Origin of the sequence: Klebsiella sp. 141198 (assembly GCF_050600785.1) — a bacterium.
In the GTDB taxonomy this organism is placed as follows: domain Bacteria; phylum Pseudomonadota; class Gammaproteobacteria; order Enterobacterales; family Enterobacteriaceae; genus Klebsiella; species Klebsiella aerogenes.
Genome location: NZ_JAQIRM010000008.1, coordinates 45630 through 60761, shown reverse-complemented (window position 1 = coordinate 60761; position 15132 = coordinate 45630). Strand labels below are relative to the sequence as shown.

The 15132-nt window shown below is 52.0% G+C and carries 21 protein-coding genes; 5 read left to right on the top strand and 16 right to left on the bottom strand.

Features of this window, described 5'->3' with window-relative positions; all coding sequences use genetic code 11:
* Window positions 1-23: 23 nt before the first annotated feature.
* On the bottom strand, window positions 24-857 hold the full coding sequence (locus PGR10_RS23310) for a GPO family capsid scaffolding protein (protein WP_032414440.1): 834 nt from the start codon (window positions 855-857) through the stop codon (window positions 24-26).
* Window positions 858-1017: 160 nt separating this feature from the next.
* Between PGR10_RS23310 and PGR10_RS23305 the strand changes: the two genes are divergently transcribed.
* Window positions 1018-2739 carry a terminase large subunit domain-containing protein gene (locus PGR10_RS23305; RefSeq protein ID WP_032414439.1) on the top strand — a complete coding sequence of 574 codons (1722 nt, stop codon included), beginning with the start codon at window positions 1018-1020 and terminating at the stop codon, window positions 2737-2739.
* A gap of 2 nt (window positions 2740-2741) precedes the next feature.
* Complete coding sequence (locus PGR10_RS23300) at window positions 2742-3794, top strand: phage portal protein (protein WP_032414438.1); 1053 nt, start codon at window positions 2742-2744, stop codon at window positions 3792-3794.
* A gap of 434 nt (window positions 3795-4228) precedes the next feature.
* Here the strand turns inward: PGR10_RS23300 and PGR10_RS23295 are convergent, their stop codons facing one another.
* The 5 genes from PGR10_RS23295 to PGR10_RS23275 all read right to left on the bottom strand — a co-directional run bounded on the left by PGR10_RS23295 (window position 4229) and on the right by PGR10_RS23275 (window position 9167).
* Window positions 4229-5062, bottom strand: a complete 834-nt coding sequence (locus PGR10_RS23295; RefSeq protein ID WP_048299734.1) for a hypothetical protein — start codon at window positions 5060-5062, stop codon at window positions 4229-4231.
* A complete protein-coding gene (locus PGR10_RS23290; protein ID WP_047049912.1) occupies window positions 5059-5274 on the bottom strand; it encodes a hypothetical protein in 216 nt (71 codons plus the stop codon). The genes PGR10_RS23295 and PGR10_RS23290 overlap by 4 nt, the downstream gene beginning before the upstream one ends.
* Window positions 5275-5528: 254 nt before the next feature.
* Window positions 5529-6224, bottom strand: coding sequence for a DNA adenine methylase (locus PGR10_RS23285; RefSeq protein WP_430924190.1), 696 nt, complete (start codon window positions 6222-6224; stop codon window positions 5529-5531).
* A gap of 103 nt (window positions 6225-6327) precedes the next feature.
* Window positions 6328-6543 (bottom strand): hypothetical protein, encoded by a 216-nt coding sequence (locus PGR10_RS23280; RefSeq protein WP_430924189.1) that lies wholly within the window; start codon window positions 6541-6543, stop codon window positions 6328-6330.
* Window positions 6540-9167: a replication endonuclease gene (locus PGR10_RS23275; protein ID WP_430924188.1), complete on the bottom strand. Its 2628-nt coding sequence runs from the start codon at window positions 9165-9167 to the stop codon at window positions 6540-6542. Before PGR10_RS23275 ends, PGR10_RS23280 begins: the two co-directional genes overlap by 4 nt.
* Here PGR10_RS23275 and PGR10_RS23270 point away from each other — a divergent pair.
* Window positions 9166-9543, top strand: a complete 378-nt coding sequence (locus PGR10_RS23270; RefSeq protein ID WP_032442292.1) for a hypothetical protein — start codon at window positions 9166-9168, stop codon at window positions 9541-9543. The genes PGR10_RS23275 and PGR10_RS23270 overlap by 2 nt on opposite strands.
* On the opposite strand, the gene PGR10_RS23265 is transcribed toward PGR10_RS23270, so the two are convergent.
* The 9 genes from PGR10_RS23265 to PGR10_RS23225 form a co-directional block, all read right to left on the bottom strand.
* On the bottom strand, window positions 9520-9681 hold the full coding sequence (locus PGR10_RS23265) for a hypothetical protein (RefSeq protein ID WP_023279597.1): 162 nt from the start codon (window positions 9679-9681) through the stop codon (window positions 9520-9522). The genes PGR10_RS23270 and PGR10_RS23265 overlap by 24 nt on opposite strands.
* A 184-nt stretch (window positions 9682-9865) precedes the next feature.
* On the bottom strand, window positions 9866-10039 hold the full coding sequence (locus PGR10_RS23260; protein WP_162837725.1) for a hypothetical protein: 174 nt from the start codon (window positions 10037-10039) through the stop codon (window positions 9866-9868).
* Window positions 10039-11004, bottom strand: coding sequence for a DNA adenine methylase (locus PGR10_RS23255; RefSeq protein WP_430924187.1), 966 nt, complete (start codon window positions 11002-11004; stop codon window positions 10039-10041). The genes PGR10_RS23260 and PGR10_RS23255 overlap by 1 nt, the downstream gene beginning before the upstream one ends.
* A gap of 10 nt (window positions 11005-11014) precedes the next feature.
* Window positions 11015-11563 carry a 3'-5' exoribonuclease domain-containing protein gene (locus tag PGR10_RS23250; protein ID WP_430924186.1) on the bottom strand — a complete coding sequence of 183 codons (549 nt, stop codon included), beginning with the start codon at window positions 11561-11563 and terminating at the stop codon, window positions 11015-11017.
* Window positions 11560-11784, bottom strand: coding sequence for a hypothetical protein (locus PGR10_RS23245; RefSeq protein WP_430924185.1), 225 nt, complete (start codon window positions 11782-11784; stop codon window positions 11560-11562). Before PGR10_RS23245 ends, PGR10_RS23250 begins: the two co-directional genes overlap by 4 nt.
* Before the next feature lie 69 nt (window positions 11785-11853).
* Window positions 11854-12126 (bottom strand): hypothetical protein, encoded by a 273-nt coding sequence (locus PGR10_RS23240; RefSeq protein WP_004187204.1) that lies wholly within the window; start codon window positions 12124-12126, stop codon window positions 11854-11856.
* Between the two features lie 14 nt (window positions 12127-12140).
* Window positions 12141-12371: a phage filamentation protein Fil family protein gene (locus PGR10_RS23235; RefSeq protein WP_032705924.1), complete on the bottom strand. Its 231-nt coding sequence runs from the start codon at window positions 12369-12371 to the stop codon at window positions 12141-12143.
* Window positions 12372-12386: 15 nt separating this feature from the next.
* The gene (locus tag PGR10_RS23230) at window positions 12387-12605 is read right to left on the bottom strand and encodes a DUF4761 domain-containing protein (RefSeq protein ID WP_181246620.1); all 219 of its coding nucleotides are present in this window, start codon (window positions 12603-12605) and stop codon (window positions 12387-12389) included.
* Between the two features lie 26 nt (window positions 12606-12631).
* Window positions 12632-12904: a Cox family DNA-binding protein gene (locus PGR10_RS23225; RefSeq protein ID WP_032723883.1), complete on the bottom strand. Its 273-nt coding sequence runs from the start codon at window positions 12902-12904 to the stop codon at window positions 12632-12634.
* A 153-nt stretch (window positions 12905-13057) separates the two neighbouring features.
* On the opposite strand from PGR10_RS23225, the gene PGR10_RS23220 reads away from it, so the two are divergent.
* Window positions 13058-13351: a helix-turn-helix domain-containing protein gene (locus PGR10_RS23220; RefSeq protein WP_114262129.1), complete on the top strand. Its 294-nt coding sequence runs from the start codon at window positions 13058-13060 to the stop codon at window positions 13349-13351.
* A 69-nt stretch (window positions 13352-13420) separates the two neighbouring features.
* The gene (locus tag PGR10_RS23215) at window positions 13421-14401 is read left to right on the top strand and encodes a phage integrase (protein ID WP_117089489.1); all 981 of its coding nucleotides are present in this window, start codon (window positions 13421-13423) and stop codon (window positions 14399-14401) included.
* Between the two features lie 185 nt (window positions 14402-14586).
* On the opposite strand, the gene cpxP is transcribed toward PGR10_RS23215, so the two are convergent.
* Window positions 14587-15090, bottom strand: a complete 504-nt coding sequence (gene cpxP, locus PGR10_RS23210) for a cell-envelope stress modulator CpxP (RefSeq protein WP_015368936.1) — start codon at window positions 15088-15090, stop codon at window positions 14587-14589.
* Window positions 15091-15132 lie beyond the last annotated feature (42 nt).

The window sequence follows — 15132 nt, the reverse complement described above, 5'->3', positions numbered from 1 at the left end:
GTTCTCTGCTCTCGTTGTGAATATCAGTAATCAGCCAGCTGCGCGTTCGCGCCGCCGCCCGCCGGTGGTCGCTGGCTAAAGCTGGCATCTGTGGTGCTCAACTTTTGCCGCAGTTCGGCCAGCTCACTGGTGAGTTTCTCAATGGCGACTTTGTCCTGCTGGCGCTCCTGCTCTGCGGTGTTAAAGCGATCAATCTGCTCTGACTGCGATTGCGCCACGGCCTCAACGACCTGGTGCATCTGGCTGAAGCGCTGATCGTCGGTTTTCTGGCCTTTGCCGATGATGCCCATCACCCGGTTAAACCACTTAACCCCTTCATCACTGCGCTGGGCGGCCAGTTCGATCACCTCAGCCTCCAGGGCTTCGGTAAACATTGGCGCTTCGCCCTGCTGGTTGTTAAAGGCCATCACCGAGGCACGTTGCTGCGCGGCAAACTTCAGGCGATCGGTACCCAGGCTCGCCGGGGTATCGGTCATCGCCAGCCCCACCACATAGGCTTTTCCGTTGAGGGCAAACTGAGGATGCAGCTCAATGCTTGAGTAGACTTTCTGGCCTTTGTCGGTCATCTGCACCATGCGATCTGATGGCTCGATCTCGGCATAAAGGGCGGTTCGTCCCGCTAACGGGCCGTCGGTAATGTCTTCGGTGCTGAGTGCCACCACATCCCCCATCGCGCCAAAATCGCTGTTCGGGAACATAGAGAGATAGTGCTCAATGTTGACGCGTGCGCCGTACACCTCCGGGTTGTAATTCGCTGCCGCATCGCGAAGGTGCTGCGGTTGAATTTCGCGGCCATCAACGGTGTTTCCGGAGACGGCAACGCGGAATTTCTTACGTGGTTTTGCTGTGCCTGCCATGTTCGTTTACTCGCTCGGTTTCTGAGTTCCCGGAGATGATGGCAGGGGGTGACGTGCGCTCTCAACGCGTTGTTGTTGTGAGGGAATCACCACAACCAAAAGCGAGCGAAAGGGCACGCGCGCGCGGGTTAATCTCCCCGGCAGGAAGCGAGGAGGACAAATGGCGATTGAAGAAGCATTCATCATGCAGCGGGCGCGGCAGCTTTACTGGCAGGGGTACCCGCCAGCGGAGATTGCACGCCTGATGGGTATTAATCAGAACACGGTTTACTCATGGAAAAAGCGTGATGAATGGGACGCCACGCCACCGATCCAGCGCGTGACGACGTCCATTGATGCACGGTTGATACAGCTCACCACCAAAGACAAGAAGACCGGCGGCGACTTCAAAGAAATTGATCTGCTTACGCGCCAGCTGAAAAAGCTGGACAACGGCACAGCAGCCACCCAGCCGAAGAAGAAGATCCGCAAGAAACAAAACTATTTCTCAGAGTCGCAGATTGCAGCACTGCGCGAGAATATTCTCGGCTCACTGCACTGGCATCAAAGAGGCTGGTACGACAACCACCACTGGCGCAACCGCATGATCCTGAAAAGCCGTCAGGTTGGCGCGACATGGTACTTTGCGCGCGAAGCCCTGGTGCGCGCCCTTTCCGACGATGTGAAGTACAAGCATCAACGTAACCAGATCTTTCTGTCGGCGAGCCGCCGCCAGGCGTATCAGTTCCGCAGCTTTATTCGCTCTGCTGCCGCTGAGGTTGATGTTGAGCTGAAAGGCGGCGACATGATCCAGCTGTTTAACGGTGCCGAGCTGCATTTCCTCGGCACGTCCGCTGCGACGGCCCAGTCGTACACCGGCAATCTGTATTTTGATGAATTTTTTTGGGTCGGCCAGTTTGCCAACCTGAAGAAAGTAGCCGGTGCGATGGCGACGTTAAAAGGGCTGACGCGTACCTATTTCTCCACCCCGTCAGCAGAAAGCCATGAGGCTTACCCTTTCTGGACAGGTGAAGCATTCAACAAAGGGCGCAGCCACGGAAAGCGGGTTGAGTTCGATACGTCCTGGAAGACGCTAAACAGCGGGCTGATGTGCCCGGACAAAATCTGGCGCCAGATCGTCACATTGCAGGACGCTATCGATCACGGCTGGGATCTGACCGACATTGACGAAATCCGCGACGAAAACAGCCCGGAGGAATACGACAACCTGTACGGGTGCCAGTTCATCAAAAGCGGTGAAAGCGCCTTTGACTATAACCGGTTGCTGGCATGCGGCGCAGACGGCTACGACGACTGGCCCGACTGGCGCCCGTATGCCTCCCGCCCGATGGCGGATCGCCCGGTCTGGATTGGCTACGATCCCAACGGTGCCAGCGGCAAAGGCGACAGCGGCGCCATTTCAGTCAATGCCGTACCAATGGTCGCCGGTGGCAAGTTCCGCACCGTCGAGACGCTACGCATACGCGGGATGGAGTTCGAAGAGCAGGCCAATCTCATTATCGGCATGCTGAGTCGCTATAACGTGCAACACATCGGGATTGATGGTACCGGCATCGGTGAGGCCGTTTATCAGCTGGTTAAAAAGCACTTCCCGGCAGCGGTCTGTTACCAGTTCTCACCGGCCAGCAAACGCATGCTTGTGCTGAAGATGCAGCAGCTCGTTCGCGGTGGCCGCTGGGAATATGACCGGGGAGAGCTTGATCTCGTTGGCGCGTTCAACTCTGTTCGCAAGATTGTTACCCCCGGCGGCGTTATCACTTACGACACTGACCGCTCGCGCGGCGTCAGTCACGGCGATCTCGCCTGGGCGACGATGCTTGCCACCATTAACGAGCCGCTGGGACAGGAAGGCGGCAGCAGTATGACAGTTACGGAGTATTAACCTTGAGCAAACGAAAATCCATGCGCGGCAGGCAGTATGCCAGGGAGCAGGCCGATCTCGCCGTCTCGCTAAAAGCTGCACCCGAGCTGAACTCGTTCACATTCGATGGCCCCTGGCCGGTGAGTGGCGCGTATGACCTGCTCGATAACATGTACTGCGCCGACAACGGGCGATACTACGAAACGCCGGTTGACTGGTACGGGCTGGCGCGCCAGTTCGGCTATGCCAGTTGGCACCAGTCGGCGCTGTATTTCAAACGCAACGTGCTGGCCGGGTGCTTTATTCCGCACAAATTGCTTTCCCGCCAGGTATTCTCATCCTTCGCGCTGGACTGGTTCGTATTCGGGAACGGCTATCTGGAGATGAGGAAAAACCGGCTTGGCGGTTCTCTTGGCTTTCGTAACTCGCTGGCTAAATATACCCGTCGCGGCTCCGACCTGGACACCTACTGGTTTATTCAATCCGGGCTACAGGATCACCAGTTTACAACTGGCTCTGTCTGCCATGTTCTTAGCCCGGATATTCACCAGGAGATCTACGGTATGCCGGAGTATTTCGCCGGTTTGCTGTCGGCTAACCTGGCACATTCTGCCGACAAGTTCCGCAAACTCTATTACGACAATGGCTCGCATGCCGGGTGTATCGTCTACGTGAACAGCGCAATGGCCGATCAGGAGAGCCTCGACAAGCTGAAGAAGACGCTAACAGATACCCGACGCGGCGGGGCATTCAAAAACATTCTTCTTCACGCCCCTAACGGCGGCAAAGACTCCGTGCAGATCCTGCCGTTCAGCCAGATATCGGCAAAGGATGAATTCGTAGGGGTGAAGTCCTCCACCCGCGATGACATGTTAGCCGCACATCGGGTGCCGCCTCAATTAATGGGCGCCATTCCGGAAGGCAACGGATCATTTGGCGATATCGAGAAGGCGGCTCGCGTCTTCGCCGTCAACGAGCTGACGCCATACATGGAAGCCATGAAGCATGTTAACGACTGGCTGGGCGAAGAGGTGATCCGCTTCAATCCTTACGCACTGCTCGAAAGCACGAAGTAACACCAGGCCGCATCGTCATTTCTGGCGGTGCGGTACTCGCCGCCCCGTATCAGTACCCGGCCACACTGGCCGCTCACTCACTTTCGAATCCCTACTACACCTCACCAGACGCCGCCAGCGCCATTCTGGCGCATTCACTCGTTCGCATCATCCGGATCTGCACCAGAAGACAGCGCGCGACAGGACGCGATTGGCGAACGATACGCCCCCCTCCCTTACCCCCTTTACGCGCGCTTGCTCCCCCGCCTCGCCTGCGCGCTAAACCGACCTCTTTTTGTGCACTTTGTGCAGACCGCCCAGGCCCCGCCAATGCTGGCGCTGCGCAGCAAAAACATCGTTTCAAAAATTGTGCAAATTTGTGCAATTTCTTGCGTTCACGAAAAGCAAAAAAAGAGGCCTACCAGGCCTCTTCTTGTGTACTGCTCAACGAAGGGTTAACTCCCGTTTTTTCTGGGAACAAACGCCGGGGATAACATAGTGGAACCGATTTTGTCCGCCTCTTCTTTTGCTTTGAATTGCGAGTAAGTATCGGTATCAAAGAATGATATCCCTTCTATCTCATCTTTAGGAACCAGCGTCCTGAAGTCTGCGAGTGTAATCTGACCATCCCCGGCGCCGCCGAGAATACCGCTATCCATATAGTGTCGCTTGTAGTTCGTTGTTACGTTCACTGTCAGAGTATCTTTATCACGATAACCACTAAGCAGCGGTAACATCTGCAAGTAATCAGTTTTACCATGCTCAAATTGAGGGCAATCAACTATCCCAACATAGAATTTCCGCGAACCTAAGGTGATGATTACTGGCATTTTTCTAACGGCTGCTTCAATGAGAAGGCTTTCCAAAGGGTCGTGATGTACGGCTTTAACCAGCGCATCAATCCTTCTGTCAGCATTACGACAGACATACCACCTCATGCCACGCCCTGCCGCCCAGGCTAACAACATTGACGTCACGCCAAAAACTGCAAATTTCAGATCTGCGAATTTAAATTGCTCTGCGGGGGATAGGGGAAAAACACGCTTGATAGTGCTTTCCGCGATGAAGTCATGCGACAGCAGGAAGCCATAAATCCAGCGAAAGATACCTAGCACACTGATAAACGAGCACAAAAGCCAAGCAACGAGGGTAAACAAGACGCCCCACGCTGCAACATAAAAATAAGCGTCCCAACCTTCGGAACGCTTAAATTTATATCGAGCTGAAACAGATCTAGTTACGTAGAGGTAGCCACTAATCAAAACGACGGCGAGAATGATTGTATTCATTCACCTTTCTTTCCAGACTCTTCCTTGATATCGCCGAGTTTCTCAATCTGGCGAGTGATTGCATCTACAACCTCTTTTTTGTTGAGGTCAAGAGATACATAGCCATCACGACTAATGGTGTAACTGTTTTTGTTGTCCTTCAGAGCCTTGGTCAGTCGCTCTTTCGAACTGAACATAGCCCCGGATAATGACAATCCGAATGCAAATGACATATCCGCCTCCTTTGTCCGGTTGCTATCCAGAAATTAGAATAAAATCATAAATATAAAAACAATCGCTATGCGCGACTGCTTAGAGGTATGCGCAGTACGCGCTCATTTGATATTGCTATTGGTTACGTTATGTATAGTAAAGCATGAACCATAGCAACAGTTTTTGCTGTGTGTGCGTACAATATTTCGGATTATCACTACATATTGTGTATCGGTTAGTTTTACGCCACTACTAACCGATTATCCGCCCGCTTTTAGTCCTCGACTTCGCAAAGCGCCTGCATTATCGCCAAACGTTCGGCATGCGGGAGGGCCAAAAACTTCATTTTCCAACGGTTTGCTTTCCGCTTTATACGGTAACGATCATTGTAGTCTTTACCCGCGAAAGTGTGAGAGTACGCGCGCCCCTCTGGAAAGTTCATCCAGATTTTCTCCGTTCGCACGCCGCCTCGCGTCATGGCCTGAAACTCTCGCGAGCGCCAGCCCTGCAAAGCGTTGTCATAAACAGAAGAAGGATACCCGGATACGATTACGCTCACGCTTTCCGGCATCGAGCAGAGGCACTGAAGCAGGCGGTGATGATCGCTAACGGTGTATTCATGTCGATAACGCGCGGAACTGGAACGTGTTTCATGAAGGTATGGCGGATCGGAATAAATCAATACCCGACCGGCAGAGGAGTAATCGAAACGACGTAAAAACTCAACGGCATCGCCAACATCAATAAACAACGTATCTGCCAGCCTATCCAGAAAATCAGGGTTGTCCTGGTTAAATGCTTCGACGGTTTGCGGGTCGATATCGATCCCCCAATTCACTTTTGCCGGAGGTTTACGCAGCATGATCGCGCCGCCGCCTAAATGCGTTTCAATGTAGGTATCGTGCGGCGGCATTTCAGCGATGATTTTTTGATAAACACCGCTGGCCGCCTTACTTCCCAGATAACTCATCGCTTTCTTATCCTCAAAAAAACCAACCTGCAGCACCGCCAAAAATGACGGTGCTCGATAGAATGGCCAGCACGGTCAAAAGCGACCATGACCGGCCACCAAATCACAATTTCATAAGGTTTTTGATAACAATCCGGGAAACAAGATTGTTGGCTTCTCTGGCTTTTTTCAGCAGGAAGGTGCAATGCTGATCTTTAATCTCTGACGGGTCGATGCATTCACCATCGCTGTGCTCTACGGTTGCAGCGCCGTTCCCGTTGTAGATCAGATTCCCTTTTGCGTCGTACCCTTCGAAGTAACTGATATATGCTGATTTCATTTTTTCCCCTTAACTTCAGTTTTGGCCTTTTGTTTGGCCGCCTTCTTCCAGCGCGTGACCAGGTCACACACCGCCATATATTCGGAAGTTGGTTTATCTTTCTCGCCTGCGCCCCACACCTTCACCTCACGCAACCGGCCACCGTCCGCCGCCAACATCCCGCCACCGTGGCGAACGCGAGCACCGGCGGCGATTGACCGCACAACGTCATCACTGACGAAAATCCGACAGCTACGCAGCTGCGCGCCGATACAGTCGATCACCTCTTCTGGAATGCCGTTCTTCTGCAATACTTCTTTTTGCTGCGCCTGGCGCAGTGCGGCTTCGGCCTTTTTCCTCTGGTATTCCGCAACTGCTGCGGCGTAGTTATTCGCGCGCCGTTCGGCCTCGATCCGCAGCTGCTCCCGCCAGCGCTGCTCTGCCTCTTCCGGCGTCAGGCTCATATCTTTCGCGGCGGTAACTTTTGGCCCCCATGTCAGCGCGGTTTCATCATCAACAGACGTGCGAAGACCTCGCGCAGTGCGTACGAAGGCTTGATCTGAGCTTTCGCTACCGGTTTTTTTCAGCCTGGAGGTGATCTCCTGCCTTTGCTGGCGTGAATATCGCCTTAAGTCTTCGATATTCAGCGGAAGTTCTGTCACTGAACTTTCGTCTGGCGCAGTTTTATCAGCTGTCACCGCCGTTTCTGACGGTGGTTTTCCATCCGAAGCGGAGCGCCCCGTACAGTTATTGACAGAACTCCGAGGGGCCGCTGCGCGGCCTTCTAAGGTCAAATTCTCGACCGGCGACGGCTTACGCTTAGGCACAATCTTGTAATCGGTGGTGCGGGTGAAAATGACAGAATCACCGCCCGAGTACGGGCAATAGATACCAGTGATTTTGGCGACCGTGTCACCATAATCATTGCCATCCTCGGTGTATTCGTAGTTGAGGCGAACGCGCAGGCAATCTCGCGGAACAAATGGGCCGCCCTGTGCGTTGGTGTATCCCGGCCAGTCCGGCGCATCAGCTGCCGCGCGGGCCGCTTCAAGTTCCGGATGCAATACCAGCTCACGGCTACCCAACCGGCGCAGCTCGCGCCAGGTAGTAACGGGAGCGCCACCAATCTGCTGAAACTGGCGAATGCTCCAACGAGAAGCCCACGCCCTAACGCGCTTTGCCATCTCTTTGACTGGCTGGCCTGACTCGTCGTCTAACTCGCCATCCATGCCGTAACCGTCGATATTCTTTGAGATGTATTTCGCGATGTATCCCGTCGCTGAGCCAAATTTTTCATCAATCGGCGTGACGGTAAAACGGTGCTCTTGAGCGCCTGGCTCGCCACCGTCTTCACGCAGCGCATGTTTGCGGAAAATAGCTGTGGCGTACTCAGCCTCTTCTGGTCGCAGGAATAACAACAGGTGCCAGTGTGGAGTTCCATCATGATGCGGTTCGGCAACACGAAAACCAAAGGTGCGAATTCCTTCGCGCCCCCATTTGGCTCGGACGCGCGACCATACTTTGCAGAGGTATTTCTGAGTTTTGCGCGGGCTGGCGTCGCGGTATTTATCGTTTCGCTTCCCGGATTGCACATGCGTTGAGTGATAACGCGACGGCGCAGTCAAGGTGTAGAACATGCCGACCAGGCCCATTTCGTTAGCCATATCTTCAAACCCGCGCATGCGTACCATCAGCTCATGGCGCGCGATCTTCGGGTTGGATACGCTACCCATGACCTTATCCAGCAAAGAACTACGCTCGCCGGTGTCCTGGTCTTCCAGCTCCATCGCATTAAGAAATTCAAGGTTTGCTTTCTTCTGGGCTACCCACTCCCTGAAGCAGGGATCGGAGCAATATGGCGATGCCACCTTGCTGACATAACCCGTTGCGATCATGAGGTGTTCGCGCCAGCGATCGTGGATACGGCGGATTTTACTCAGCCACCATTTTTCTTTCTGAAGGCGCGCAATAGCACGCAGTGCATCTTCGGCCTGAAGAGATTCATCGCAATATTTATCCCAGCCCGGGATCGCAATATTGAGCGCTGTCGCTTTACTGGCGATAAATCCGTATGCGTAAAGCGTGGAAAACTCAACATCAGAGGTTTTCTCATACTGAAAATCAAACTCGCGCATAAACTCGCTTTTCATCAGGTTGGCGAGCTTATAAGCCAGTCGTTTCAGGCGCTTTTTGTCGGCCCACGGCAGCAGATGGAATTCATCTCGCAGCGGGATAAGAATTGCGGGCAGGTTGTTTTGAGGCAGGTATTGCGCATTCACCGCATCAATACGGCGTAAAACATGACGCTCGAAGGTACCGAACAACCAGCGCACCACATCTTTTGGCTTGTTGCGTTCGAGGTTTTCAAGGTGCTGGGCGAAACGCTTACGGATAAATGCCGGGAGCGTTTGCACCCGGCGCCGGAGATAGCTGGCGCGGCCTTTACGGTCAAATGCTTCTCGCGCCTCCCCTTCGCGTGGACGCATGGGGTAACGGTAAACCGCATCAACGAGATCACCATAGGCGAGCGTCTTCCGCTCGCCTTTTGGGGTGAGATACTCAATTTCAGGATCTGCGGCGTGATTTGGGTTAATAGCCTGCCGTTTGGCGTTCCATTCCCAAACTAAGGAGGAATAGTCAGACATGATCTGCCTTTTCTGGCTCGCCATGTCCGGCAAACTTTCTTGCCCTCAAACGCAGCAGATGGTTAGTATTGCCAACGCATACAGCAAAAAAGGGATAAAAATGAAAGATAAATATGTAGAAGGAAAAGTGAAGTCCTCCATTGATGAGAAAATCTCCGAAGTAGTCCGCAAAGCGAAGGATGCTGAACTTGGTGGCATGCCGATGCTGACAGCGATTCAAAATGAAGCTGGTGATATTTACCGCGTCATTACTGTTGATGGTCTTGGCGCATACCTGGCTCTCGTTCAAGGCATTGCTAAGCTTGGACTGACTGATCTTCATGCAGATAACCTTAATCCTGGAAAATACGATTCATTGTTCGTTTTCAAGCAATAAGCTCTGGCGGCAAAATGCCGCCTTTTGTTGCTTTTTTGACTTGTATTTATTGACATATTTCCATGCATCAACCTGTTCAAGCAGCCGATTCATTAGCTCATTTCCTTTGAGTTGATACTTCTCTTCGTACAAAGCCATTTAGTTTTCTCCTTTGATTTCACTACATTTTTATAAGAGGCCACAGCGCATCCCAGACCGCAGAGCCAACACGAAATGCGAGATACCCCATCGGGATCCAGAACAACAGCGAGCAAAGCGCACAACAGATCACAAGGTTTCGCCAGAACCGGCGATAATTGGTTTCTTCGTTCATTCGCAAGCCTCAAATCGTCACGGTGTCGCCGGTACGCACTTCCCGGGCTTCTTTTTCGGAATTGCAGATAACGGTCGTCTGGCTGTATCCGCCCCAACTCGACACCTCGACCTCCACGATCCAGAAATCGCGATAAGGGCGGACGTCCAAAACCCGCGTTACAACGGCATCAATCTTGTTCATCAGAATGCCCCCTGAGTTTCATAACCCTTTGCTGGATCTACCCCTAAAAACATCTCGGCGTATGTCGCATCTCCCATCGCCGGGCCGCAGTCCGGGCAGCAACCACCACCAGAACGGCCGCAGCCATCACACACGCGCAGAACGCCGATTACCTCGCCAGCCATATCCCGGCTTTTCGCACTCACGGAACGACGCACGCTCAAGGGGTGAAGGTTGAAGGAGGAATAGATCTCGCGGGTTTCCGGTGTGTCACTATTTGAAATAACCGAGCGCGTGCCGTGCTGGCGATTAACGACCACCAGAACCGCCTCCAAATCGCGATGATCATCAACAGTAAAGGGCTTGCCGTAGGCGGTGAAATTGGCGGTGGTGCTGGTTGGGATGTACGGCGGATCGCAATAAATAACGGCGTCATGCTCCAGCTGCATGACGTCACGGATTGAATCGCGGAAGTCGCTATGAACGAAAACCGCCTTTGTATCATTAGCCTTTTCGGCAAACAGGCGCATTTCGCCTTCGGGGAAGTAAGGTGAAGCATACTTGCCAAATGGGGAGTTAAACTCCCCCTTGAGATTGACGCGGTAAAGCCCATTGTATGTGTGGCGGTTCAGGTACAGAAAATACGCAGCCAGAAGCAGTGCGGCATCCGGATCTGAGTCCGATTTTTGAATTAGCGAATTAAACTCCACACGGCGTTTATAAAATTCCTCAGCGTCATTTCCCCCGTTAAACATCTCCCGACATGCTGCAATTGTGTCCGCTGGGCGTCCTGTTAATTGGATAAAAAAGTTGATCAAATTTGGATTGCTATCGCAAAGCACATAACGGCGGTAATCCGTATTCATAAATACGGTTCCGCTGCCTACAAATGGCTCTATCAGACAATCAGCTTTAGGCAGGTGTTTCAGCAGCTGCGGCATGACGCGAGTTTTACCGCCCGCCCATTTTATCGGTGACTTAATCATTATCATGCCCTCACAGAGATTCGAGGTGTGGGGAAGTCAGGCGCTGCCAGATCTCGCACGCCTGTTCGGCGCGATAAACGGCATCGGTCAGCAGGTAGGTAGCAGAAGAGCGGCGCGGGTGTGGGACGTACCCGGTAACGCCTGCGATATGAATTAGCGTTGAAAGGTTGCGGACTTCAAATGGCGGTAGGAATGGCTCTAAATCATACCGGGAAACAGCATGCGCCAGCGCTGCAACACTAAGAGAGTCACCCGCAGACCAACAAAAGAGCTTCTCGTGCTTTGAAGCAGTTGAAGCGATAAAACTACAGGCCCCCGCAACGGCATCGATCGCGCTGCACGTTGCGTTGATTACCTCGGCTCGTTGCGCCGTATCAGCTCTCATGAGCTGAAACATCGCTTCTGGGTAAATACCTCCCACTGTTCTGATATCAACAGCGCGGTAGTAACTAGGGCCGATCGTCATGGTGGACGGCTCGAAGAAAACGCACTCGATGGCGAAAATTGGAGAGTCGGGGGACTTTCCCAGTACGCGAACATCTAACATGACGTTATTCATTGCTTGTTACCCTCTGTATTGGTTAATTCGCGGTTGACGATCCACCGCTCGACTGATGAATAAATCTCTTCCGGGGTGAGGCTTTCCTTTTTCAGTAAGCCCATGTAGATGCGAAGCAGCCCCAACAATTGGGCGCGCTCACTTATGCGTGCATCGGTGTTTATTTGCATAAACTCCGGATCACTTATTCCGCTTTCCAACTTTATTGACTTGATCGACATGGCGACCTCCTGAAAAAGGCAAAACGAAGCCCCGGCAAAATTAATGCCGTTATTTTTAACGCTGGTTAATTAGTGGTTGGGGCGCGGTTTTCTTTTAACCTGTTTAAATAACCTTTCGTGCCAGTAATACAAAAAGTCGATAAACGTCATTCGCGCACGTTCATGATTACCGCGAATTGTTTTCTCCAGACCGTAAATAATTAAGTCAATCGACGGGCTGTCAGCGGTGACGTTAACGCGAGCGCCGTTCTTCAGGTGAACGGTGAAGCCCTGCTCTGCGCTTTCCACCGCTTCGCGTATCAGCATTTCACGTTCCCACGATGTTTTCTCTTCGGTAAACATAATGGCCCCTTTGGCTACAGGATTTTTTTAAGCGCGTTAATCAACGCAGCGACAATCCCTTTATTTATTTTCTGCGTATAAATAAAAGGTCTGTTCATTTCTTTAATAAAACGAACCTTGTTAGGCTCCGGCTTAAAGAAACGCCCGTCAGGAGTTTCAATCCAACCGCGTGTATTCCTGAAATGTGTGACCTGGCATCCATGCTTCAGCAGGCTGGCAATTGAAGGGATGTTTTCAGTGCTCATCGATACACCTTGTAATTAATGAGTAATAAAGCGGTTTTTATTAATAATTCGGTCTATCGTTTTGCATGCTTCAGCTAATGCAAAGTCAATCCCGAAGTAATGGCCGCTATGCGTGATCTGATAGCGCTGGCGGCTGTATGGTTTTTTGCGTGGGAGCTTCAGAATAGTAAAGCCACGGTAAAGGCTGGTTTTACTATTCAGCTGCGAGACCGCTCCGATAATTCCACTTTTCATGTATCCACTCCCTGAAGCAGTTCGCATCAAAGCCCCATCCACAGCAACCAGGCATCACGCTGCTCTACCGGACGGTTGTAATACGCCTCACGCACTGCCCGGTTGAACTCAGGGATATACACCCAGCGTTCACCCGCGCGGGCGTTCGGTTTGGTTGGGTCGCGCAGCTCAATCACCGGCAGCTTTCTTGCCTTGATCATTTCTTCCACGGCGGACTTTGGTTTGCCGATCAGCTCGGCGAACTTCTCCACATGGACAGCATCAAGCGGATATTTGATCGCGTAATCACTCGCTTCCATCGTTCACGCTCCTGTTAGCTCGTGTTAATCTCGTAAGATCCAGCCCTTTCTAAACCGTTTGAAAACGTTCTAGCGGCTGGTTCTTACGCCTTAAAAGGTTTCTATATGGTTACCTTTTGCGGTGAATATAGTCACCAATGGGAGTCCTTGTCAATGGAGATAGGCCAAAAACTTAAAGCTATTCGTAAAGCTGAAGGGTTAACACAGAAGAGATTTTGTGAGGCGTGCGGGCTAGCGCTCGGTACGGTCAAAAACTACGAAGGAGGATATAAAACACCTGGCTTACAAGTGCTTATGCAGGTAACAAACACAACACAATTCCAAAAATACACGCTATGGCTGATGACTGACAAAACCGCCCCGCAGGCTGGTCAGATCGCACCGGCCCTCGCGCACATTGGGCCAGAATCAACGGAATCAGACCAATCCGGGAAACAGACTGGCTAACAATTTATAAACATTACATTTTCACTATTTGTTACCAAGATAGTGATAACTGCGCCGGAGGGCTTTCTTATGTCGATTAAGAAGCTCGATGATGGTCGCTATATGGTGGACATTAGACCGCGCGGGGCAGCAGGACGCCGCATCCGCAGGACGTTTGACAGAAAGGCAGAAGCTACCGCGTTTGAGCAATACACGATAGCGAACGCCAGCCAAAAAGAATGGGCTGGTAAGCGCGCCGACCGGCGGCCTTTAAGTGAGTTGCTAGATGCCTGGTGGCGGTACCACGGGCAAAACCATGAAAACGGCAAAAAGGAATTCAATCACCTTTTGAAGACAATAAGCGGCCTCGGCGATCCCGCCGTTAGTCGGTTAAGCAAAAGAGATTTAATGGATTACCGCTCAAGCCGTTTGAATGCCGGGATCAAGGCATCAACGATTAATCGTGAGATGTACCGATTATCTGGCATGTTTACGAAGTTAATACAGATTGAGGAATTTAGCGGGCAGCACCCCGTTAACGGGCTTCCACCACTGGCGGAAGAAAACCCGGAAATGACATTTCTGGAGCGAGAAGAGATCAGCAGTTTGTTGAACGTTCTGGAGGGGGATTATCTGTTAGTTGCCCTGTTATGCCTGAGCACTGGCGGAAGATGGTCAGAGGTCGCCACACTGAAGCGGTCGAATATCGTCAACTGCCGCGTGACTTTCCTGAAGACAAAAAATGGGAAAAAACGGACGGTGCCAATCTCTGAAGAACTGGAAAAAAAGGTGAAAAAAGAGGCCAGCGGGAAGCTGTTCAAAGTGGATTATGAGAGGTTTTGCAAGATACTGCGGGAGGTGAAGCCGGATATCCCGGAAAACCAGGCAACGCATATTCTGCGCCACACCTTTGCAAGCCATTTCATGATGAACGGCGGGAATATTATTGCGCTGCAACAGATCCTGGGGCATGCGAATATTCAGCAAACGATGGTCTATGCGCACCTGTCGCCTGACTACCTGCAAAACGCGGTGACGTTGAACCCGTTACAGGGGGGAATTGCGGCATAAAGTGCACCCCGGAGTGTCCATATACTGTCCACACTCCGGGAAATTTGAAAGCGTTCCAAACCTTCACAACTCTTTTTAAGTCGTTGTTTTGATTTGAATACAGAGGTAAGTGATTGATAAAAAAAACCCCCACATCATGTGGGGGAAGACAGGGATGGTGTCTATGGCAAGGAAAACAGGGTTTGTTACTTGGGTTGCACGGTACTGCTACTACTGGAAAGCATCATGGCTGAGCCTTTCTGCATCCTTGCAACCTCACGCAACTGATCCATACGCTGCTGGTGCTTAGCATTTAAAACCGCTTGCTGCTCAGGGGTTAGCAGGTGATACATCTGGTTGCGGACTTTCGCCATTTCTACCTGGCGGGCAACCTGTTCCTGCGCCATCTTTTCTGCCTGAGCGCGCACAGCGCTTTCATCAAATTTATCTGCGGTGACAAGGCTATGCATTGTCTCCAGTTCGCTAACATTAACAGGGAGCCGGTCATGGCGCGCCCGTTGCATAAGATCCCGTAACTGCTGTCGTTGCTGTTCGGTTAGACTTATGCCGTCAAACATATGGCTCTGGCCGCTGCGCTGGGCTCCCTCTTCACCGTGGAGCCAGTTAACGCCGGTAACGACTTCAGCGGCTTGGCTAGTAGCACTTAGCGCCAGCGTTGAGGCCATGACGGCAGCGATAACATTGCGCATCACATACTCCCAAAACGTTTGTGTCGCGATTCAACGAGAGAC